Annotated in this window: 15 protein-coding genes and 1 tRNA gene; 8 read left to right on the forward strand and 8 right to left on the reverse strand. The window is 47.0% G+C overall.

Annotated features, from left to right (window positions below; genetic code table 11):
- Positions 1-151: 151 nt before the first annotated feature.
- From BM202_RS21875 to BM202_RS21900, 6 genes are all read left to right on the forward strand, one after another.
- Positions 152-1,834: a hypothetical protein gene (locus tag BM202_RS21875; RefSeq protein ID WP_093830085.1), complete on the forward strand. Its 1,683-nt coding sequence runs from the start codon at positions 152-154 to the stop codon at positions 1,832-1,834.
- Positions 1,806-2,774 carry a glycoside hydrolase family protein gene (locus BM202_RS21880; RefSeq protein WP_093830087.1) on the forward strand — a complete coding sequence of 323 codons (969 nt, stop codon included), beginning with the start codon at positions 1,806-1,808 and terminating at the stop codon, positions 2,772-2,774. Before BM202_RS21875 ends, BM202_RS21880 begins: the two co-directional genes overlap by 29 nt.
- Before the next feature lie 72 nt (positions 2,775-2,846).
- A complete protein-coding gene (locus BM202_RS21885; protein ID WP_093830089.1) occupies positions 2,847-3,671 on the forward strand; it encodes a hypothetical protein in 825 nt (274 codons plus the stop codon).
- Positions 3,672-3,795: 124 nt separating this feature from the next.
- The gene (locus tag BM202_RS21890; protein WP_093830091.1) at positions 3,796-4,752 is read left to right on the forward strand and encodes a glycosyltransferase family 2 protein; all 957 of its coding nucleotides are present in this window, start codon (positions 3,796-3,798) and stop codon (positions 4,750-4,752) included.
- Between the two features lie 68 nt (positions 4,753-4,820).
- Positions 4,821-5,591, forward strand: a complete 771-nt coding sequence (locus BM202_RS21895; protein ID WP_093830093.1) for a glycosyltransferase family 2 protein — start codon at positions 4,821-4,823, stop codon at positions 5,589-5,591.
- Between the two features lie 10 nt (positions 5,592-5,601).
- On the forward strand, positions 5,602-6,567 hold the full coding sequence (locus BM202_RS21900; RefSeq protein WP_093830095.1) for a YheT family hydrolase: 966 nt from the start codon (positions 5,602-5,604) through the stop codon (positions 6,565-6,567).
- A gap of 75 nt (positions 6,568-6,642) precedes the next feature.
- Here BM202_RS21900 and BM202_RS21905 read toward each other — a convergent pair whose 3' ends face one another.
- From BM202_RS21905 to BM202_RS21940, 8 genes are all read right to left on the reverse strand, one after another.
- Positions 6,643-7,521, reverse strand: coding sequence for a MerR family transcriptional regulator (locus BM202_RS21905; RefSeq protein WP_093830097.1), 879 nt, complete (start codon positions 7,519-7,521; stop codon positions 6,643-6,645).
- Positions 7,522-7,793: 272 nt separating this feature from the next.
- A tRNA-His gene (locus BM202_RS21910) sits at positions 7,794-7,869 on the reverse strand.
- A gap of 114 nt (positions 7,870-7,983) precedes the next feature.
- Positions 7,984-8,598 (reverse strand): superoxide dismutase, encoded by a 615-nt coding sequence (locus BM202_RS21915; protein WP_093830099.1) that lies wholly within the window; start codon positions 8,596-8,598, stop codon positions 7,984-7,986.
- 57 nt (positions 8,599-8,655) lie between these two features.
- Complete coding sequence (locus BM202_RS21920) at positions 8,656-9,090, reverse strand: nucleoside deaminase (protein WP_093830101.1); 435 nt, start codon at positions 9,088-9,090, stop codon at positions 8,656-8,658.
- Positions 9,091-9,151: 61 nt separating this feature from the next.
- Positions 9,152-12,289 carry a T9SS type A sorting domain-containing protein gene (locus BM202_RS21925; protein WP_093830103.1) on the reverse strand — a complete coding sequence of 1,046 codons (3,138 nt, stop codon included), beginning with the start codon at positions 12,287-12,289 and terminating at the stop codon, positions 9,152-9,154.
- A 239-nt stretch (positions 12,290-12,528) separates the two neighbouring features.
- The gene (locus tag BM202_RS21930) at positions 12,529-15,618 is read right to left on the reverse strand and encodes a serine hydrolase domain-containing protein (protein WP_093830105.1); all 3,090 of its coding nucleotides are present in this window, start codon (positions 15,616-15,618) and stop codon (positions 12,529-12,531) included.
- 417 nt (positions 15,619-16,035) lie between these two features.
- Entirely contained in the window at positions 16,036-16,281 is a 246-nt protein-coding gene (locus BM202_RS21935) for a hypothetical protein (RefSeq protein WP_093830107.1), read from the reverse strand.
- 154 nt (positions 16,282-16,435) lie between these two features.
- Positions 16,436-17,260, reverse strand: coding sequence for a T9SS type A sorting domain-containing protein (locus BM202_RS21940; RefSeq protein ID WP_093830109.1), 825 nt, complete (start codon positions 17,258-17,260; stop codon positions 16,436-16,438).
- Positions 17,261-17,437: 177 nt separating this feature from the next.
- On the opposite strand from BM202_RS21940, the gene BM202_RS21945 reads away from it, so the two are divergent.
- Both BM202_RS21945 and BM202_RS21950 read left to right on the forward strand, forming a co-directional pair.
- Positions 17,438-19,351, forward strand: coding sequence for a sensor histidine kinase (locus tag BM202_RS21945; RefSeq protein ID WP_093830111.1), 1,914 nt, complete (start codon positions 17,438-17,440; stop codon positions 19,349-19,351).
- A gap of 83 nt (positions 19,352-19,434) precedes the next feature.
- Positions 19,435-20,145 (forward strand): response regulator transcription factor, encoded by a 711-nt coding sequence (locus BM202_RS21950; RefSeq protein ID WP_093830113.1) that lies wholly within the window; start codon positions 19,435-19,437, stop codon positions 20,143-20,145.
- The last annotated feature ends 51 nt before the right edge of the window (positions 20,146-20,196 follow it).

The raw sequence follows: 20,196 nt of genomic DNA on the forward strand, positions 1-20,196 counted from the left end.
TGATTTTCCTGTAGCCTTCTTTTCCGGTGATACTCGAAGGAAGTGAGGCTACAGGAAAATTATATCTCCATAATTCGTTGATTAACAACGTAGTGAAGAAGTACTCACCTACCATTTCGTTCAACACGAGCGTCATTGATTTAAAGTTGCAATGAATTTGTTATTATCTCCCCTGTTCTGGGAAGTAGGAGGCTGGCTCGCTTTTCTGTTTGTGGGAGGTTTATGCATGTGGGCTGATTTTGGTCGTAACCTGTCACGTAAGCAGCAGATCGGGCTATTGGCCGTGCTGATCGGTTTGTTATGTTTTAAGCGAGTTCTGGTTCTTTTCATTAACCGGGAACTCAATCCCGACGAAAGCCAGCTCCTTTCCCAGGCTCTTACACTACGTTATCACCCTGTTTATTGGAAATACGTGGACGGGGCTACGATGGGGCCATTAAGTTGTTATTTTGTTTCCTTACCCGGCTTCTTTGGTGTACCCCTCAATTATGTAGTTATTCGCTGGCTCGCTTTTGGGTGTACGCTACTAAGTGTAACAGGTGGGTATTTCGCTATCGAAAACTTCTTCGGCCCACGGGCGGCCCGCCTGGCGATTTTTCCAGCCATTGCCTTTCTGGCCTTTACAACGCATCTGGATTTTCTGCATGCTACCAATGAACACCTCTCGCTGGCCCTGATTGGGCTGGCCATCTGGCAGTATTCCCGGTTATACAAGCAGCGAGCTTTTGACTCAGTTACTGGTTTATTCTTATTAGGGTTTGTCAGTAGCCTGGTTCCGTTTGCCAAATTGCAGGGTACGCCTACAGCGCTCATTATTGTGAGCGCTGCGTTCATTGGATTGATCCGGCAATTCCCAACCTTAACACCTTTCCGTTTCTGGCGGGCGTTGGGTGGCCTGTTGATCGGTGGATTGCTGTTCCCTGTCTTAGTTGTCGCTTTGACCTTGTTTTTTGGCGTGTTTGGCGACTTCATTCATTTCTATATTCAAAGTAATCTGGCCTATAGTGCCGGTGCCGGTTTCCTGGTTTTTCTTGCTCATTTTCCTGTTTTCGTTAGCCGTACCAGCGATTTTGTTCTTTTCTTATTACCTACTCTAGCCCTGATTATTGCCTGGGTTCTCTTTTCCCGTAAAGGAAATGGCAAAAGCGACGTATTGTTTTTCAGTGTGGCCGTGCTGGTCTCAAGTGCTTATGCCGTCATCAAACCAGGCAATGAGTTTACCCATTACCTGCTCTATTTAGTTATTCCGGTTTGTTTGCTGAATGCTTGGTTCCTCGATACGTTTCGCAAGCCGGTTCATACCGTTTTTTGGGTAGCTGCAATTCTGATTTCGGTTGGTACAAATGCGATGATGGAGGGAGATAAGCCGTCGAATAAATACCGTCAGATTCCCTTCGCACTACGTCATTTTTACGTATCACCAACAGCACAGGAAGTACTCAAACTGGCCAAACCGGGTGAAGATCTGGTAGTATGGGGGTGGGCGCCTAATTTTAATGTTGAAACGCAGATGCCGCAGGGTGTTTGCGACAATCATACAATTCGTGAGGTCATGGGGAGCGACCAGGAAGTGCACCGTGCTCGTTATATGCGAAACATTCAGGCGTCTCGACCACCTGTTTTTCTGGATGCCGTTGGGCCTCATTCAACCTGGCTTAATGACCGGGCCAGGTATGGCTATGAGACGTTTCCCGAGCTTAAACGCTTTATCGACACGAATTACCGCTACGTTGGTGAGATTGATCAAACGCGTGTTTATGCACGTAACGATCGGTATAAACAGCCAACCTTAACAACTACATCAAATGTGGACAAAACACGGATTAATCTATAAGCCAGATGGCTCACAAGCCTTCAGCCGCACACACGCACAAGTGCCATTTGGCTATCCAATGGGCGATAAACTGCGCGTCTATTTCTCCACGCGCGATGAGGCTATTTCATCCGCTGTTTCTTTTGTCGAACTTAATCCCGACAACTTATCCGAGGTAACCTACATACATGACAAAGCCTGTCTGAGCAAAGGGGCGGTGGGTATGTTCGATGAAACAGGAACCATGCCATCGTGGTTTTTACCGGTAGGCGATGAAATCTGGCTGTATTACACAGGTTGGAATAAAAGCGAAACGGCCAGTTACCGGTTAGGTATTGGGCTGGCCATCAGCCGGGATGGTGGGCTGACCTTTGAGCGTAAATATGATGGCCCTTTGCTTGATCGCTCTATTTACGATCAGGTCTGGATTGCTCAGCCGTGTGTGATGCGGGAAGAAAAAGCGGATGGGTCGATCTGGTGGCGGATGTGGTACTTGTCCTGCACAAAAATCGAAGTGATCAACGGTCATCCTGAACCTTTTTATGACGTAAAATATGCTGAATCGGAAGATGGCATTAAATGGGAACGTACGGGTCATGTTTGCGTAGGCTACGATGAATTTACGGATGCGATCGGTCGGCCGACGGTTTATAAGGATGGCGATTTATACAAAATGTATTTCTCTTATCGAAACGCAACCAACTACCGCACTGACGTACAACGTAGTTATCGCATTGGATACGCTGAGTCGAAAGATGGTATTACCTGGGAACGGAAAGATGAACTGGCAGGCATCGAACGATCGGCTGAAGGCTGGGATTCACTAATGATGGATTACTGTCACATTTTCCCCCACCAGGATCAGTGGGTGATGTTTTATAATGGGAATGGCTTCGGTGCATCGGGGTTTGGTTATGCAACACAACCGGTAGCTGATCAAAGTCAGTCTTACGTTGAGTAAAATCAGTTTCAGGACGTTTGCATTTTACGTGTGCAGCCTCCTATTTTGTACTAAATCAGTAAGCGAAAAACTATGAAAGAAGTAGCAAAATACCTGATAAAAGTTGACGCTGAATTCAAGGATGGTCGGATTGTTCCCGAGATTCCCTACGAAGAAGTGATGCGGCTGGTGAATGAGCCAAACATAGTTCTTATTAAAACGGGCATTCCCGAGAATACGCTCCGGACCATAATTGACACAACGCGTGCCTGGGCGGCAGAAACTCCGCTGGCCGAAGGACCCGATACGTTCGATAATAATCAGCATAAGCAGCGGTTGCACATTGCCAAAATTCAGAAAGCACCGCAGTTGTTTCACGATCATACATTCGACGCCATGTTGGATCTTGATGAGCCGATGAAGCAAACGTTCCTGAGCGTTTTTGACCCGATGCGGCAGTTTTGGAACAGCCTGACGGGTAATAATGAGGAATATGGTATTCGCAAAGGCGAGCCCTATTTCCATCCACAGGTGACCCATTATCCATTGGGCGGCAGCTTCTTCGGTCGGCACTGGCATCCGCTTAATCCACAGAAAGTAGGGATGATTCTGGCACTGAATCAGTACGGTAAAGACTATCATTCCGGCGGAACAGGATACGTTATTAACGATCATATTGTTGAGACAGAAGGTTTCCAGGATATTGGCGATATGACCCTGTTCCGGTATGACCTGCCGCACTGGGTAAGTCCGTCAAGTTTTGCGGACCGTTTCAGCTGGGAAGATCCCGCCGGACGGTGGGTGGCTATCCTGCCTTTCTACAATCCGTGGGGAACACCTGCAGATAAAGATGAGCCCCAGGGATGGAAAACTCAGATTCAAGCAGCTAAAAACACACCATCGGAGGCCGCCGTTTAATCAGGAACTACTACCCAATGAATGAACCAGAATGTACTTCTGGTTACTATCTTTGTAATGCTAACTAAAGAACCCGGTCTTCACGCCCGATACGTAGCGTTTAGACCGGGTTCGTTTTTCGCGTATGATTAAAGTCAGTGTCCTGATTATTACCTACAATCAAAAAAAATTCATCCGTAAGGCTATCGATAGCGCACTTGCGCAGAAAACTACGTTTCCGATCGAAATCCTCGTCGGCGATGATTTTTCGAGTGATGGCACACGGGAGATTATTCAGGAATACGAAAGGGCACATCCTGGGTTGGTGATAGGGGTGCTACATCCGCGCAATATGGGTAAAAATGGAGGCATCAACTTTCTGGATACGCTGAAACTCGCCAAGGGTGAATATTATGCGCTGATGGATGGGGACGACTATTGGACCGATCCGCTCAAATTGCAAAAACAGGCTGATTTCCTGGACGCTCATCCGGATTATTCGACGGTTTTCAATAACGCGCTCATTACGTATGAAGACGGGGCGCCTTCGCACCTGCTCAATGGGCCGGATATGAAGCCATTTTATACGGTTGACGATCTCATTGGCGAAAGTGAAATCTGGTTCATGGCTACGTCGAGCACCATGTATCGCAATAACATTAAGGAGTATCCAACCTGGTTTCGGGAGTCGTCGAGTGGCGATATTCCCCGGCTGATTTTAAAGGCTAAACTTGGTAAGATTGGTTATATACCGGACGTCATGTCGGTTTATCGGAAGAATCGAGCGGGTGCTAGTTTCCACGATAACGAGCGCGATGAAACGTTCCTGCGTAATCGAATCCAGATGTATCGTGATATTAATCGGGAACTGGATTATCGCTATGATTCCATTTTGCGCCGAAATATCGCCCGTTATTACCGAATGATGCTCGACGCCAAGCAATATGAAGGAAGTTACTTTCGACGTGCCCGACTGGCTCTCAAATACATTTACCTGGGTAAACCTGATTGGGAAAAGACGAAAGATGTCATTCGTGATTATATTGTGCCGGAGCCAATCTCAAAACTTTATAGTTCACTTCGACTTTTACCACATCGGTAAAACATATGTACAGTTAGCTAATTGATAGATATTCTTTTATTGCTGTGTAAATTATCCGCATACTATATATGAAATTGAGTGTTGTCATACCCGCTTATAACGAGGAAGAGTCTTTGCCGCCAACGCTACGTTCCCTGTATCAAACATTGGCTAAGCATGGGATTCCTCACGAAATTTTTGTGACGAATGACAACTCAAAAGATAATACGCTGAAGGTATTGCAGAATTTGGCTGCTACGGAAATTCCAACATTGGTGTATCATACCAATCCGGGTCCTAATGGCTTTGGTTATGCTGTCCGGTATGGTCTGGAGCGATTTTCGGGCGATTGCGTAGCTGTCTTTATGGCTGACTTATCTGACGACCCTGAAGATTTGGTAAAATATTACAATAAAATGCTGGAAACCGATGTCGACGCCGTATTCGGCTCGCGTTGGGAGAAAGAGGGCAAAGTAATTGACTATCCACCGCTCAAAAAATTCATCAACCGTATTGCCAACTTCATTGTCCGCCTGGTAATGGGCATTAAATATAACGATACAACAAATGCCTTCAAACTCTATAAACGGGAGACAATCGAAGGTATAAAACCGTTTTTATCACCACACTTTAACCTGACGGTCGAACTACCGCTGAAGTCGATTGTACGCGGTTACAGTTATGCCGTGGTACCAAATAGTTGGACGAATCGTAAATACGGGGAATCAAAGCTGAAAATTAAGGAAATGGGCAGCCGGTACTTTTTTATCCTGATGTACTGCCTGATTGAAAAGTATTTCTCACAGGGAGATTTTCGCAAAAAGTCGGCCACATCGGCACCACAGTCGGTGAGTCGGTAATCCGCCAGCTATGCCGCTGATTCATTCTGCCTATCCTGGCCCTCCTGCCTATCAATATAATGGTCATATGCAGACCGTTTTTCCTAGTCTTACACGAAAGGTTTCAGGCGTAACCTACGAGCGTGAACGTCTTGTCCTGGCCGATGGTGATTTTGTTGACCTGGACTGGATTGAGACCGGGTATGACCGGTTGGTTATATTGACGCATGGTCTCGAAGGCGATAGCAATCGACAATACATTCGCGGAACGGCCAAGCTTTTCGCTCAGCATCATTACGACGTATTGGCTTGGAACTGCCGTTCGTGCAGTGGTGAAATGAACCAGGCGTTTCGGCTCTACAATCATGGTGAAATTGGGGATCTAAATGAAGTAATTCACCATGCCCTGCGTACAAAACAATACCGTGAGATAGTACTTATTGGTTATAGTATGGGAGGGAACATTACGCTGAAATACCTTGGCGTACATGGAAATCAACTGCCTGATGCCATCAAGCGAGGTGTTGCCGTTTCGTCACCGACAGATTTGGAGGCCAGCGCCGTACTTCTCGACCGCCCATCGAATCGCTTCTACCGAAATCGGTTCATGAAAAAGTTACTCGTCAAATTGAACCAGAAGGCCGACCGTTTTCCCGGACGATTAGATATGAGTAAACTGGAGAAAGTAAAACGCTGGCGGGATTTCGATGAATTTTTTTCGGCTCCGGTTAACAATTATCATAGTGCCGACGATTTTTACAGGCAGGCATCTGCCGTTAATTTTATGGCTGGTATTACGGTGCCGACTTTGTTGCTGAATGCCCAAAATGATCCACTTCTATCACCTGAATGCTCACCGGACTGGCTGGCTGAAACGCATCGCTACATTTTCCTGGAAACGCCCCCAACAGGCGGCCATGTTGGCTTTCAGGTAGTTCGTGATCCGCATACGTATGCTGAACGGCGATCCCTGGCGTTTGTTCAGGGTTTAGTTTAATTCAATATTGGCGATACAGCTACTTTATCATGTTGTTTAGGCAACGGAGCAGTTGGTAGCGGAGTAGATGACAGCTTAGGAGCTTACTATCCTTATTAATTCGTCGATTTGGTTGATGATCCTAACATTCTCTGGTGTCATGATATCTTGCCCAACTACCTGATAGCCAGTTAGAAGGACTTGTGAATTAGGAAACGTCTGGGCCAGTCGATTCACAAAAGGCTGAACTTCGTGATTAGTGGGAACTGAGGTTAGCGCCGTAAAAATATAGTCGGGTTGGTAGAGCTTATATACAAAGATTAATTCGTTGAATGGCATGCTCTGCCCTAGATAAATAACTTTGTTTGCACGGCTCCTTATTAAGTAGTTGGCGAAAAGAAGGCTGATCTCGTGAAATTCGCCTTCGGGTAGGAATAACATGTAGGTTTTACCCGTTGGTGGTAGCTTACTCATCTGACCATCAATGGCTACAATAAGCTTTTGCCGAATTAGATTTGTTATGAAATGCTCTTGTGCCGGGCCTATTGATCCTGTAATCCACAGTGTACCAATACGGCTCAGGAAAGGATAAACGATATGAATCATCGTATTCTCGAAACCGAATTGCAGGCTATTCGTACTGATTATTTTCTCGAAACGCTCCTCATCCAGATCAATCATGGATAGGGTTAGCGCCTGGATCTGATCAGGGTAGTTGAGTTGGCGGGCTGAAATTTTAAGCACTTCAAGGTGCATATCCTCCATCGACATTTTCGAAATTTCCGAAATCTTGTAGCCATGGTCCTTCAGCAATGAAATATTCAGGACCAGCTTAAGATCCTGGTCATCGTAGGTCCGAATATTTGTATTTGTACGTTGCGGAGCAATGATATTATAGCGTTGTTCCCAGATGCGCAGTGTATGGGCTTTAATGCCCGAAAGCTGCTCCAAATCTTTGATAGAGTAACTACTCATGGAAAACGGTTGATAGACTAACTACTGAAAAGAAGGTAATCAGATAAAACGGGGTTGATATAAACGGTAGTTTTCAGAAGCCACTCTGTCTTTCATCACCCTATGTTACGCCTATTAACCCTATTGCTTTTGTTTTGTTTAATCTTTTCTGTAAAATCATAAACAAAATAAATACTATTAACACCTATACTACTAGGAGAAGCAGCTATGAAAGGATAAGAAAAGAATGTAGATGTAAACAAAAAAAGTCCTGATTATCAGGACTTTTTGAAGGGTGAAAGACGGGGCTCGAACCCGCGACCTCCGGAACCACAATCCGGCGCTCTAACCGACTGAGCTACAATCACCGTTTTAGGAGTGCGAAGATAAGATTCAAAGACGAATTATGAATGATGAACGAGGACTTTTTTTGTTGAATTAACCTAACGCATCATTTACCATCCATAATTCATCGACAAAATCTTACGCTGCTTTGCCTTGCTGATACCGTTTTTCAGCGGCAGCCCAGTCTACTACATTGAAGTAAGCAGCAATGTAGTCTGGCCGACGGTTCTGGTACTTGAGGTAATAAGCATGTTCCCACACATCGAGGCCAATTATCGGAAAACCTTTCACTTCGGCTATGTCCATTAATGGATTATCCTGATTAGGCGAAGACGCGATCGTTAACTCACCTTCGGGAGTTACGATTAACCACGCCCAGCCTGAACCAAAACGGGTGGTTGCTGCCTTCGTAAATTCTTCTTTAAACGTATCGAAGGAGCCAAATTTCTGATTGATAGCTTCTGCAAGCGTACCCGTAGGTTGACCACCGCCGTTGCCAGAAATTGTGTTCCAGAACAACGTGTGGTTATAATGCCCACCTCCATTATTACGAACAGCTACAGGGGCCTTACTCACACTAGCCAGTAAATCTTCAATGGACTTATTCTCCATGTCAGTTCCGGCAATAGCATTGTTCAGGTTCGTTACGTAGGCGTTGTGGTGCTTTCCATGGTGAATTTCCATGGTCTGCTTATCAATATTGGGTTCGAGCGAATCGCTAGGGTAGGGCAGGGGATCTAATACAAAAGCCATTTTACTATTTTGTTAGAATGGAAGACTATTCGGGTAAGTTAACAAGCCTGGTTAAATTTATGTTCTTAAGTGCTTAAAAAACTTCGTTAGCAACATCTGGCTTTCTTCGGCCAATACGCCCGTTTCGAGTCGGGTTTTGGGATGCAATACCGACGGCTCAATACGGCTGTAACCCCGTTTAGAGTCACTAGCACCAATGACTAATCGACCAATCTGCGCCCAGAATAAGGCGCCTGCACACATCACACAGGGCTCCAGGGTGACGTATAGCGTACAATCGGTCAGGTATTTACCGCCCAGATATTGCGTGGCCGACGTAATAGCCATCAGTTCGGCATGAGCTGTTACATCCTTTAACTGTTCAGTCTGGTTACGGGCTTTGGCAATGATTCGATTACGACAAACGATAACGGCACCAACGGGAATTTCACCATCGGCCGCAGCTTCTTCGGCCAGACCAAGTGCAATTTCCATGAAGTATTCGTCGGGCATGAGTAAAATAGTCATTAGTGGGAAGTCAACAGAAATTGCCCTCATTGACTTCCCATTATTTTTACTGTTTCATCACTTTTCGCGTAGTTTGCCGATCTCCAACCTGTATGTGGAGAAGGTACAAACCACTTGGTTGCGCAGTAAGGTCAAGCTCGTGACGCTTATTGCGCGTCGTTTGTTGTAAGACCGGCCGACCACTCATAGTAGTTAGAGAGAGGGTTGCTGGATCGCGAGTCAGGGGTAGGTCGACTTCCACCGTAAGGATAGACGTAGTTGGCACGGGGTAAGTTTTTACCAACGGATCGAGGGAATTGTCATCGACGCCCAATAGAGGTAATACCGTGATAATCGCTGTCCCTGAAATCGTACCCGTGCCACATCCGTTTGCGACGCTTGTTAGGCGATACGTAGTCGTGCGGGTAGGCCGAACTTCTGCTGGATAAGGGCTGGCCGTGGCAACTGCCGAGTAACTCTGGACGCTGTCAGCATACGTAACCGTCCAGGGACCATCTCCCCCAAATGTAAAGGTTAGACTACCAGGATACCCTTCATAAATTTTTTGCGTACCTGCCAAAGTCGCCGTGGCTAATGAGCGTACTGTCAATGGAGTCGGACTGTTACTTCCAATAATGGCAATCTCAGGATTATCCGCTTTAACGCGGACATAATACTGACCACTAGCCAGTGTCAGTGGTAAGGGTGCCGTTACAGGAGAAGCAGTAGCTGTTCCTTGTACACTGAATTTTTTTGACGTATCAGCCACACTCACCAGTTCAAATCTAAATAAATTCCCCGTGTTGAAATCTCCGGTACTCGTAAACGGAACGGAAAGCGACGTACCAACACAGGCGGTTAACTGCGTCAATGTGCTGGTTGTAATCGTAGGTACGCGAACGGCAATGGTTGCCGTTGCCGGATTGCCGGGTAGTCCGACTCCGCAACTGTTTCTTACCGATACAATTTGATACGTTGCTGTACTGGTTGGTAGTAACGAAAGAGTTGTGTCTGATTTATTCACTACACCGATAAGTCCACTTGTTGAGAGGCCATTTGTAAGCGTGTAGCTAAAGGGAGCAGCACTCGTAAATTTCAGCTGCAAAGCGACTCGCTGACCTATATTGATGCTGGTTGCGGATGGAACTAGCGAGAGTGTCGGTAATGCATTAACAAGCGCTTTAATGGTCGTTCGCCCACTGTAACAACCGTTTGATCCGATCTGATAGACGTAAAAAGGATCACCGCCAGCCTGAATGCTCGTATTGAGTGTAAGAGGGATAGGTGCTACGTTCGAAACATTTCCATAGGGATCAATCCAGCGAAGACTACCACCCGTTTCGCCAGTAGCTTCCAGTGGCACCGCTTTGTCGTTTATGCAGTACGTAACCAGTGACTTCACCGCAACCGGCAGGGCTGCTGTACCTACTGTAACCAGAAGCGTAGATTTATTTGGGCTCTCACACCCATTGTACGTCTGGCTAACTGAATAAGTCTGCACGCCGGTCTGACTAATTGGTGGTACAGGTGCAATGGTCGTGAACGTCCCATCCGGATTATACCATTTCAGGTTTTCACCAAATGCATTTAATGCTTCTACATTTTGCGCTGGCTGATCCTGCGTTTGTAGACAGAAAGCACGATTCACCACACCCGGTGCATTAGGTAGTGGCTTAACGGTGACGGTCAGCGTCGCTTTGGGACTTTCACAACCAGCTGCTGATGTTTGGGATACTTTAAATACCTGATCTCCTACAGTACCTGTACCAGGTGTAGGGGCTCCGCTTAATAGATTATCCGTGGCGCTATACCATTTCAAATTTGTACCATTTGCTGACAGTTGAGAAGATGGACCATTCAAACAAATGCCGATTGGTCCTACCCCTGGTGAGGCAGGTGTTGGGTTAACGGTGACGGTAAGCCCGGTCCGGTCACTTTCACAGGTATTTGTTTTTGTTTGACTGACGTAGTACGTTATAGAACTGGCCGCATTCGTAGCCGGAATAGGCGCAGCAGCTAAAGGAGTGCCACCTGTCTGGGTTAGGTACCATCTTGGATTGTCACCAGTAGCCGTTAAAGCTGCGGCTGATTGGCCTACGCAGTAGCTCAGGGGGGAGGTGCCTGGTGGGCTGGCTTTGGCTACAACTGTAACTGGAATGCTAGCTCTGGAGCTTTCACAACCATTGACGTTTTGAGTTACGTAATAGAGTAGAGTGCCGGGCGCATCTGTGCTGGGGGTGGTAGCGGTGCTATTTCCGGTGCCGCCTGTTTGGTTGAGGCCATACCAAAGCAGGTTGGCGCCAGAAGCTGAAAGTGGAGAGGCACCAGCTCCCTGGCAATAAGCAGCCGGGTTGCCGACAGGGGGAGCCGAGAGGGACTTAGTGGTGACGTTTATGGTGGCCTGGTCACTTTCGCAGCCAGCAGCCGATGTTTGAGAGACCTTGAAGACCTGAGGACCTACTGCCGAAGTCGAAGGCGTGGGTGCCCCGCCCAGTAAAGTACCCGCTGCATCAAACCATTTTAGATTCGATCCATTGGCTGTTAATGGAGCCGATGGGCCATTGAGGCACAAGTCAACGTTACCCACACTAGGTGGAACTGGTTTGGCATTGACAGTGACAGTAATAGTTGCTTTAGAACTTTCACAAGTACCCACGGTTTGAGATACTTTAAATATTTGGATGCCTGCTGTAGTGGTGGCAGGTGTTGGAGTTCCAGGTAGAGGGTTGTCTGCTGCGTCATACCATTTTAAGCTCGAACCTGTGGCTATTAAGGGAACAGCCGTCTCTCCCACACAATACGCTTTGGGCTGAGTAACGTCGGGAGAGGCTGGTTTGTTAACGGTTAGTGCCTGGGAACTGGCTGTGCCAGTCGCAGCGGGAGTGCTAGAAACAAGCCGAATGTGATACCCTGCGCCGTTGGCTGTTGATGCCGGAATCGTTGCGTTAACTGATCCGGCACTTACGCTCGTGATACTGCCTATGATAGCGGGGCTTGCAAACGATCCAGCCGCGTCAGATAGTTGTGCCGTAAATATATTTCCAGCGGCAAATGTGCCGCTTATTGTATACGAAATGGTAACGGCACCACCTGCGCAGACGCTGGCAGGTGAAATGGTCGTAATGGTCTGAGCAAAGCTATGGGTTACTAAACCAGAGATACATAACCAGATAAACAAATAGGAGTAGAGATTACGTCCATTCATAAGCAATAACAATGAAACAGTTCTGGGCCTAAAGTTAATGTATTTATAGATGATCTCACGATCTTGCCGTGGCACTCAGACAACAACAGTGTTCAGTCGATATAGAGATAAGCAGCAACCAGTACGATGATTGCCAATGAGGAAAAAAATGGATTGGTTTCTATCAGGATAAAAATCAACCATAAAAGACCGGCAGGTAGTCTTCTTACTTTTATCGTCTGGTTGAAGGCCGCGGAATATTATTGAATGGCGCTGTAAATTACCTCGTGAATCCGTCGGCGAAGCTTCGTGGTATTAATAGACGTATTCCCGGCTGTGGGATAAATACGATTAGACAGGAAAACAAATATCAGATCTTCGTCGGGATCAACCCAAACGACATTACCGGTGAAGCCCGTATGCCCGAATGAGCGGGGAGATGCTTGCTGGGCCATGTACACACTACTCGCACTTTCAGGATTTGGCTTGTCCCAACCCAGTGAGCGATGACTACGATTACTCAGGGTTTGGGTGAAATAAGGAACCGTCATTGGCTGAAAGATGCGCTGTTCGCCATATACGCCTTTCTGAAGATTCATTTGCAATAGGGTCGCGATGTCGTGGGCATTACCGAAAAGTCCGGCATGGCCCGAAATTCCCCCTTGCACAGCCGCCATCTGGTCATGAACAGTGCCCATCAATAACTGATTCCGGTAGTACGTATCCTGCTCCGTTGGTGCACATTGTGGGTGCGGAAGACGTAGTAAAGGTGTAAAGCCGAGTTGATGCAGACCCAGTGGTTTGTATACGTTTTCTGTAACGAACTTATCTAAAGGCTCCTTACTAACGCGCTCCACAATTTTCTGCAATGTCAGGAAGTTCAGGTCGCTATAAATGTAAGCGGGTTTGCCCGATTCGTCCATTTTTTTCGACATTGGCGAGTGAACTACCCATTTCCAAACGGAATCTCGTAGCGCTGGCACACCCCAGAGCGTTGGCGCAATCTGAAGCGTATGCAGACTATCGCGGGTTGCGGAATAATACTCGGCTTTCAATCCCCCGCCTGGCAATCGGGTACGATCCCAACTAGTCGGGTAGTATGATACCATACCCGATTGATGCCAGAGCAGATCCTGAAGGATAATGTTTTGCTTGTTCGTATTTCGTAGCTCGGGTAAGTAGAACGATGCTTTCTGACTCAGATCAATCTGCTTCCGGTCATACAGCACCATCACGGATTGTAATGTAGCCAGTACTTTAGTGAGCGAAGCCAGATCATACAACGTCTCATCGGTTACTTTTTCAGCACCGGGGGAATAGGTCAGCGCGCCAAAATTTTTGCTGTACACAATCTTTCCTTTCCGGGCGACCAGGACCTCACAGCCAGGCACTACGTGATTCTTGACGGCACCCTGCACGATCGCGTCGATCTGGTTTAGAACCGTAGACTTCATCCCGACGCTCTCCGGTGATCCCGACGAAAGCCGCCCTTCGGGATTTAACGTCAGGCCCATCCCCACTTTCATGTCACCCGTTGAAATGGGTAGCATGCCCCGAGCCCCCAATCCTCCGAACAAGACTTGTGGCACAACGCGTTGCATATCATCAAGTTCCTGATAAGCACAAACCAATGCATCGGCACCGGCGAACTGAGTCAAACTGTAGGGTGATCCGAAGGCGGTAACGATCACTTTTATACCCCGCTGTTTCAGCCGTGTGATTAAATCAAGTGAAGGTTTGGTAATGCCATATTTCCGCGAAGCGGACTCGCTCATCTTATGAAAGCTAACCACCACCGTATTGACATCGCCAAGCTGAGCCAGTGCGTTATTCAGGTCAATTTCGGAAGCTAATTTGCCTGGAAAAGCAACTGTCTGAAACGGCGCATATTGGTTCAGCGTCTTTTGAAATACGTTGCCTGGCTCAGCACCAATGGCAATCGATGCTAACCGTAAGGTATCTAACCGATTCAGCGGAAGAAGATCATTCTTATTATCGGCCACGGTAACCGACTGTTCGCAAAGTTCCTGCTTCAGCAATTCGGCTTCGGGAGAATTCAGGTCGGCGGCCAGATTGCCAAGATTGATTGGCTTGTAGTTATTGAGGCCCGCCCAATATTTTGCCCGCAGGATTTTTTTGACTTTTTCGTCAATAAACTCCTGCGTGATAATACCCTGCTGAACAGCATTTAAAATGTTTGTGGTGGCGTCCCGAACGTTTTCAGGATAAAGCAGAATGTCGTTGCCTGCAATTAAGGCCCGCAGATTAACGTCCAGTGCCTTCGGCGATCGGCTACTGATGCCACCCATATTCAGGGCATCCGTGAAGACCAGACCCCGGAAGCCTAACTCTTTTTTTAATAGTTCAGTAACAATCTTTTCCGACAACGTAGCCGCCAGGGCGGGCGTATTGTCCATGACCGGTACGTGCAGATGCCCCGTCACGACACCCATCAGGCTATCGGCAATGAGTTTGCGGAATGGATAGAGGTCAATTTCCCGCATCTGCTCCGACGACCGGCTGATGGTTGGCAACGTGTGATGTGAATCTGCATTGCTATCGCCGTGACCGGGAAAATGTTTGGCTGTTGCAATAACGTGTGTTTGCTGCAAGCCTCGCATGTAGGCCGATGCCTTGAGTGCTACGTTCTCCTTCGATTCCCCAAATGATCGAATCCCGATAACCGGATTAGTAGGATTGCTATTAATATCGGAGACGGGGGCAAAGTTGATGTGAATACCCAGTCGCTGGCACTGCCGACCGATTTCGGCGCCCATTCGGTAAATCACTTCGTTATTTCGAATGGCACCCAGCGACATTTGCTTGGGGAATTCCATGGTGCTGTCCAGACGCATGCCCAAACCCCATTCGCCATCAATGCCAATGAGCAAAGGTACTTTTGACTCAGCCTGATAGCGGTTCGTTAGGGCTGCTTGCCGATAAGGCCCCCCCTGAAAGAAAATTAAACCGCCAATATTATTGCTCTGGATCAGATGATCAATGTACTGATAATGATTTTCATGGCGGTTGGAGAACGTCGCTACCATGAAAAACTGTCCGACCTTTTGCTCTGGCGTTAGCGTATGAAACACACTATCTACCCAGTGCTGACCACTGTCTGTCATGGTAAACACCTCAACCGGCTTAGCTGCTGGTCCATAGACATAGGGCTCAATAACCGCTTTAGGAGCAACGTGAGGTATTACCCGCTTGTGAGTCGTTTTTGAATGTGCCTTATGAGAGAGCCGGGCCCACATATGGCGACCCGGTTTCATTAATCCAAACGCAGTTACTAGACTGACGAACAGGAGGCCGACAAGTAAAATGGGTCGTACAACAATGTTCCGCATGGGCACTCGGTAAGTAAAAGGGTACGGTCAGCAATCGATGGTTTCGGGCCAAACCATAAAAATAGCCTAATCCTATCAAAAACTAAGAGCTGTCGTTGAATTGTCTAAGTTTTTAACGAAATAATGTAGATTAAATGATATTCGCAACGGATTAATACAAAATTAAAAATGAGTAATCTTGATTTATCCAAGCGAGGTGGGCAAGTATTTATATAGTGATTTATTATTCGGTAAGTTCCCGAAGCCCTGGCTGAGAGAGAAACTGACTGCAGTTGGTCAGCTTTTTGTGGCCCTTAATATAACGTAATCAATACGTTATGTAAAGAGCGTCCTGGATGGACAAAGAGAAGAAATAGACGTAGTGCGCTCGTGTGTCGCAACAAAAAACGTCTGATGGCACTGAAGGAAAATAATAAATTAATAGGCTTGCGTTGGACGCACATGAGAAAGCACGGCTATCAAGCGATCACCAACTGTGGTCTTGGCTACCTGAACGGTCTGCTGTAAGCCTGAAAAGACTGACGTTTTAGTTCTAACGACTGATGTCGATGTTTTGGCACGTAATTGCTTCCGGGCGGCAAACATATTGTGCGGATGCCCCATGCTCAATGCCTGTCCGCTTATGCCTACCAGTAAGATTCCGACAATTAGGAGGGTTTTCATGACCTTTAGATTTAATTACTATGCAAAGATATAGGTTTAGATTGGTATCTTGCAATGCATAGTACTATATTTTTTTAAATTATTTTTTCATGATCAGGCAGAAATGGCGATTGGTCGCTAATTAAATTGATTACCCAATCGCCATTTCCCGGTCTTATTCCACGACAATCCGTTTTACGGCACCATCCTCGTTTTGAGTGACGGTAATAAAATAGGTTCCCTGTGTATTCTTGCCTAAATCAATTTGTCCGACGAACTCGCCTGAAAAATCTTTGATTTCACGTTTTGCCACTTCTTTTCCCTTCGGATTTGTGACAATAATGCTGATGTCGCCTTTGGCTGGTGCTGTGAAGCGAACATTTAGTTGATTATGGTCGGGGTTATTAGGATACGCATCCAGTCCACGAATGGTCGATGGTTTTCCATTCAAATTACGAGCCCAATCTTCAAAAGGCCGGGCGATCTGCCGGTCAAAATCTCTGGGAATTTGAAATTTAAACCGATTGAGTTGGTCAGCGAGTGAATCGGTCCCTTTACGAAACTCGTAGCGCCAGTTCTGATTGTTCCAGAAGTCTTGATTGGATTTAGGAATCCGGCCACGTAGTGCGTACGCATCGGCGGGAACACGGCGCTTATCCAGTTTAAGCCGTTCACGGGTAACACGTTGGTCTCCATTAGTATCTTCGACAATGATTGTCATCTGGCGTTGGCCACCCCCTTTCCGGGTCGCTTTAAGCGAATCGACTAGTTTTGTTACCAATTTGTCGCGCTCAGACTCACTCATGCCGTCAATATGATACGTGCGTTCAACTTCCCGAGCCTCGCTGCCATTACGTTCGATGATTCTGACATTCAGGTCATTTTTCTCTGACTTGGGCGATGGAGATGCTGACTTTTGAGCCGTGGCAACCCCACTTAGCGTGGCTATCAACAATAGAGCCGGAACGAACCGGGAACCTACAAAAACTGTTTTTTTCATAGCAGTAGATAATTGGGAACAAAGAACAGTACGTCGCGAAATCGATTGATACTGGGGTTGTTAAAGTTTGTTAACGAGCCAATCTGTAGCCGTAGGGGTTCGTACTTTTACTGACCACCACGATGGCTTTCTTATAGATGTAAAAGTTAGGGTAAGGTTGCATGAGGAGTAAAAAAAATGTCTAAACAACGCATACGCTGGATTGTAGCCCTGATGACCATAGGGCTGTTGGGTCTGGTTGGCCTGCAGCTCTACTGGATTGGCAGTGCGCTGCAATTGCAGAAAGAACAATTTGCCTATAAAGTGACCGACGCCCTCCAGGAAGTTGTCCGGACGCTGGAACGCCAGGAAATACTTTATTTAACAAAACAGCGATACCAGGCTCGTGAGCAACAGAGCAGGCTGATGGCGATTGCTAAAAAGGAAGACAAAGCGGTAAATAAGAAACCGCCTACCCAACATAATATGCCTGCTCAATCCGATTACCTGGCGCAGTCGAAGCCAGGGGATTATGCTATGTCGGGCAGGCAGGGAGGTACACGACAACTGTCTCCAGCGGGCACGATGGTGGTACAGTCGGATGTGTTGCATCCAATTGTACAGCCGTTATCGCCTGAGCAAACGGCCATTGTTGAAGAGTTTTTTCGCAAGCAGGAAGAGTTGATGGCTGTTGGCGACTGGCAAACGCAATTGGCTCAACAGGACCAGTTTAATGCATGGGCTGAAAAAATATATATCAATGAACTCAACCGAATCAACTCTCAGGTAGATCAGTTGGCCCGTCAGAATGATTCAATAGCGCGCGCCCATAGAAAACGTGCCAAGGCTACACAATTACGGAAAGCTCAGCAAGATAACGCTCTAGCCTCTGCCAATTCCGGATTGATTACGCGCCCAGCAAGCATGAGCCAGCATCGGGCCGAAGAACAGGCACACCGGATCAAGGATATATTGAAAGGCCTATTACTGTCTGATCGCCCGGTTGAAGACCGTGTTAACCGAATGGCAATCGATACGTTACTCCGGCAGGCATTAGTTGAGCGGGGGATCAATATTCCATTTGCGTATGCGGTTCGAACGCGTAAACAACCACAGTTCCTGTTTACGTCGCTGGGTATGGGGGCTCAGCAATTCGATGTTGATGGCTACAAAGCGGCTCTTTTTCCCAATAATTTTATTGAAACGGGCAACTACGTATATGTCTATTTCCCTACCCAGCAGCAGTTTATTCTAGGTCAGTTGGGTTTTACATTTGGCGCATCCGTCGTGTTGATTCTGGTCATTCTGGCGTGTTTCTACATTGCCATCAGTACGATTGTCAGGCAAAAGAAACTGGCTGACATTAAGAACGACTTCATCAACAATATGACCCACGAGTTCAAAACGCCCATTTCGACAATCTCGCTGGCCGTCGAAATGGCACAGGAACAATTGCGGCCAGCCTACGTAGCAGAAAATGAATATGATACTTCACCCGAACTTGCTACAAAACCTGACCAGCGGCTGACCCGCTACATGGGCATTATCCGGGATGAAACCCGGCGGCTTGGTTCGCACGTAGAGAAAGTGTTGCAAATGGCGTTACTGGACCGGGGCGAGATTAAGCTCAATTTCTCGCCAGTTAATGTGCATGACGTAGTGGAAAAAGTCCTGAATAACCTTGGTTTGCAGATTGAGCAGCGCGGGGGTGAACTTGATCTACACTTCGATGCTGATCAGGAAGTCGTTGAAGCCGATGAACTGCACTTGACGAACATTGTATATAACCTCCTTGATAATGCCCTGAAATACTCGCCCGAAAGTCCGCATATTACACTCAGTACGCGTAGTTTACCGGAGGGCGTCAGCATTACGGTTGCCGATCAGGGCATTGGGATGACAAAAGATCAGTTGAGTCGAATCTTTGAAAAATTTTACCGGGTGCCTACCGGAAACCGGCATGATGTGAAAGGGTTTGGCCTTGGTCTCAGCTACGTTAAAAAAATGATTGACGAACACCACGGCCAGATTCATGTCGAAAGCCATCCCGGCAAGGGAAGTTCATTTGAAGTGATTTTACCTTATAAAACAAGTGAAAGAATGAAAGAGTGAAAGAGCGAATAGCTGGCGCGTTAGGTTTTCACCGCCACGCTGGGTCGCTCTTTCACTCTTTCATTCTTTCACTCTTTACACGTATGCCAACCATTCTCCTTGTTGAAGACGATCCCAATCTGGGTACCCTGGTGCAGGAATACCTGACCATGAAAGGCTATAAAACGGACCGCGCCACTGATGGGAATCAGGGTCTACAGCTATTCATGGCAGGTAAATACGACCTCTGCATTTTCGACGTCATGATGCCCAAGAAAGACGGCTTCACACTGGCGAAGGAAGTACGGATGGATCACCGCGACGTTCCCATTATTTTTCTGACGGCTAAATCCATGCAGGAAGATACAATTCAGGGATTCAAGGTGGGCGGGGATGATTACATGACCAAACCCTTCAGCATGGAGGAACTGTTGCTACGTATCCAGGCGATTCTCCGCCGGTATCAGCGGTCAACGGATTCAGTCGAGCCGAGTGTTTATCAAATTGGCTCATTTTCATTTGATTACCCGCACCAACTGCTCTCTCGGGCGACCGAAAATCAATCAGCAGATACCGCCGACGGCGTGCCTCAGAAACTAACCAGCAAGGAATCAGAGTTATTAAAGTTGCTGGCACAGAACCTGAATCAACCCGTCAGTCGTAGTTTTGCATTGAAAATGGTTTGGGGGGATGATTCTTATTTTAACGCCCGAAGCATGGACGTGTACGTAACGAAACTGCGCAAATACCTCAAGGAAGACCCCGCAGTTCAGCTTGTTAACGTACACGGCGAAGGATTTAAATTGATTGTATAAAAATAGCTGCCAGTCGTCAGTCAATGGCACCAGTAATTAGGTTTACTATGG

The organism is Spirosoma endophyticum (assembly GCF_900112365.1).
Classification (GTDB): Bacteria; Bacteroidota; Bacteroidia; order Cytophagales; family Spirosomataceae; genus Spirosoma; species Spirosoma endophyticum.

Excerpts from the sequence above, each read along its gene's own strand:
- BM202_RS21890 (WP_093830091.1), top strand. The coding sequence starts at position 3,796 with ATGATTAAAGTCAGTGTCCTGATTATTACCTACAATCAAAAAAAATTC.
- BM202_RS21895 (WP_093830093.1), top strand. The coding sequence starts at position 4,821 with ATGAAATTGAGTGTTGTCATACCCGCTTATAACGAGGAAGAGTCTTTG.
- BM202_RS21930 (WP_093830105.1), bottom strand. The coding sequence starts at position 15,618 with ATGCGGAACATTGTTGTACGACCCATTTTACTTGTCGGCCTCCTGTTC.
- BM202_RS21900 (WP_093830095.1), top strand. The coding sequence starts at position 5,602 with ATGCCGCTGATTCATTCTGCCTATCCTGGCCCTCCTGCCTATCAATAT.
- BM202_RS21880 (WP_093830087.1), top strand. The coding sequence starts at position 1,806 with ATGTGGACAAAACACGGATTAATCTATAAGCCAGATGGCTCACAAGCC.
- BM202_RS21915 (WP_093830099.1), bottom strand. The coding sequence starts at position 8,598 with ATGGCTTTTGTATTAGATCCCCTGCCCTACCCTAGCGATTCGCTCGAA.
- BM202_RS21945 (WP_093830111.1), top strand. The coding sequence starts at position 17,438 with ATGTCTAAACAACGCATACGCTGGATTGTAGCCCTGATGACCATAGGG.
- BM202_RS21950 (WP_093830113.1), top strand. The coding sequence starts at position 19,435 with ATGCCAACCATTCTCCTTGTTGAAGACGATCCCAATCTGGGTACCCTG.
- BM202_RS21925 (WP_093830103.1), bottom strand. The coding sequence starts at position 12,289 with ATGAATGGACGTAATCTCTACTCCTATTTGTTTATCTGGTTATGTATC.
- BM202_RS21920 (WP_093830101.1), bottom strand. The coding sequence starts at position 9,090 with ATGCCCGACGAATACTTCATGGAAATTGCACTTGGTCTGGCCGAAGAA.
- BM202_RS21875 (WP_093830085.1), top strand. The coding sequence starts at position 152 with ATGAATTTGTTATTATCTCCCCTGTTCTGGGAAGTAGGAGGCTGGCTC.
- BM202_RS21905 (WP_093830097.1), bottom strand. The coding sequence starts at position 7,521 with ATGAGTAGTTACTCTATCAAAGATTTGGAGCAGCTTTCGGGCATTAAA.
- BM202_RS21885 (WP_093830089.1), top strand. The coding sequence starts at position 2,847 with ATGAAAGAAGTAGCAAAATACCTGATAAAAGTTGACGCTGAATTCAAG.
- BM202_RS21940 (WP_093830109.1), bottom strand. The coding sequence starts at position 17,260 with ATGAAAAAAACAGTTTTTGTAGGTTCCCGGTTCGTTCCGGCTCTATTG.
- BM202_RS21935 (WP_093830107.1), bottom strand. The coding sequence starts at position 16,281 with ATGAAAACCCTCCTAATTGTCGGAATCTTACTGGTAGGCATAAGCGGA.